The 2165-nt window shown below is 46.1% G+C and carries 3 protein-coding genes; all 3 read left to right on the forward strand.

The window, feature by feature from the left end; translation table 11 throughout:
• On the forward strand, positions 1-285 hold a 285-nt coding region (locus PX481_RS14345), incomplete at its 5' end, for a DUF3172 domain-containing protein (protein WP_288094806.1).
• A 205-nt stretch (positions 286-490) separates the two neighbouring features.
• Positions 491-709 (forward strand): hypothetical protein, encoded by a 219-nt coding sequence (locus PX481_RS14350; RefSeq protein ID WP_288094807.1) that lies wholly within the window; start codon positions 491-493, stop codon positions 707-709.
• A gap of 13 nt (positions 710-722) precedes the next feature.
• Positions 723-2165: bifunctional pantoate--beta-alanine ligase/(d)CMP kinase (locus PX481_RS14355; protein ID WP_288094808.1), on the forward strand; the 1443-nt coding region annotated here is incomplete at its 3' end.

Below are 2165 nucleotides of genomic sequence, written 5' to 3' on the forward strand. Positions count from 1 at the left end.
CGGGTTTATGTCACTCTTAACCCCTTTAATGTTTTTGTCACCCAACCAGTCATGCAACCCGGTTGCGTTTTGCGACGCAATAACTGGTCAATTTTAGAACAACAAAAATTAGTCGATGGACAGCAGGTACAAAGTTGTAAAAACCGGATGAATACCTTTGGTTATACCGGCCCCTTGGAAGGCAAACCGAAAATCGATTGTATCTTCCAAAATGAAGCCGGGGGCAATCTTTTTGTTAATCCCGCCGGTGCTGTTGGCCCCAGACCAGATACAGATAAATTCTAAACCAGAAAAGATCGTTCTCCTGGCTGCTGACTCCTGACCACTGACTCCTAATTAACTAAGTAGGTGGAGGAATTAAATATAAGATGAACGTAGGTTGGGTTGAAGCATGAAACCCAACACCCGCATAGTTTACGCTACCGCTAACCCATCCTACAAATAATTGTGCCTCCCTACTTGTGTGCAGCGTTTAATCAAGTCAGTCCCGATGAAAAAATTTTCACCCCCACAGATGAAAGAGGTTTCTTTCCCTACACCCCACACCCTACACCCTACACCCTCTTTCAAGACAGGACAGGAGACAAAAACGAGTTATTGGACAGAAAGAGGCGATGGGATGTTATTATTTAAAGCCGATTCCCCGGAAGCAGCCGAATCGATCATCGGGCAGCATCCCCTGGCGAATAGTAGTGGAATAGGCTATTAAAGGAGTGAACCCTGTGCAAATATTCACAACAATCCCTGGTTTACGCACTTTTTTGGCTGATTATCGCCATGATCATAGTATTGCCCTCGTGCCAACCATGGGCGCCCTCCATAAAGGTCATGCTAGTCTAATTCGACGCGCAGTGACAGAAGCGGAGGTAACTGTGGTCAGTATTTTTGTTAATCCTCTACAATTTGGCCCTACAGAGGATTTTTCTCGCTATCCCCGCAGCCTTGACAGCGATCGCCAATTATGTGAATCCTTGGGAGTTGCTGCTATTTTTGCTCCCAGTGCGGAAACTTTAGGAATTGGTGATTCTGAGGAGATAACCGCAGTTGTTCCCCCGATTTCTCTGACTAGCGGGTTATGTGGTGCTTTTCGTCCGGGGCATTTTCAGGGAGTAGCCACAATTGTCACCAGGTTATTTAATATAATTGCACCGACGATCGCCTATTTTGGCGAAAAGGATGCCCAACAGTTAGCGATTATCCGGCAATTAGTCAGGGATTTAAATTTAGCGATCGAGATTCGCGCTTGTGCTACAGTGCGAGAAACATCGGGATTAGCAGTTAGTTCTCGCAATCAGTATCTATCGCCCACAGAAAAGGAAAAAGCGACAATTATCGCCCAAAGTTTGCAATTAGCTCTCGAAAGTTTTCGTTTAGGGGAAAGACAAAGGGAAAAACTACTGGCTATTGTGCAAAAAAATCTGGACAGAGTACCAGAATTTCGCCCTCAGTATCTGGATTTAGTCCATCCCCAGAGTTTACAACCGATCGAGCAGATCGAGACAGGGGGTTTGTTAGCGATCGCTGGATCGATCGGTCAAACCCGTTTAATTGATAATATTATCTTGCGTCAACGTCGGGCAGTTATCGCTATTGATGGGCCGGCTGGAGCGGGAAAATCGACAGTAACGCGCTTAGTAGCCGAAAAATTGGGGTTAACCTATCTCGATACCGGTGCGATGTATCGCGCGGTGACATGGTTAGTGGTGAATTCCGGTCTGGATTTGTCCGCAGAAGCGGCCATCGCCGAGTTATTATCTTTAGCGAAGATAGAAATAATCCCCGCCGATAATCCTGAAAATGTGACTATAGTGAAGATTAACGGGCAGGATGTGACTTTAGAGATTCGCTCTCCCGCAATTACCTCGCAAGTGTCCAGAATTGCCGCTCAAAAAGCGGTGAGACAGCAGTTAGTCACCCTGCAAAGACAAATGGGAATGTCGGGGGGAATAGTTGTGGAAGGTCGGGATATTGGTACTAATGTTTTCCCAGAAGCGGAATTAAAGATTTTCTTGACAGCGACACCCGAAGAAAGAGCGAGAAGGAGATTAAAAGACTTAGAAGCGCAGGGAAATGGGGGGATTAGTCTCGCAGAATTAACCCAAGAGATTGAAAAAAGGGATTATTTGGACAGTAATCGCTCCCTAGCACCCCTGCGAAAAGCCGCA

It is taken from the genome of Microcystis sp. M53603_WE2, assembly GCF_030065435.1.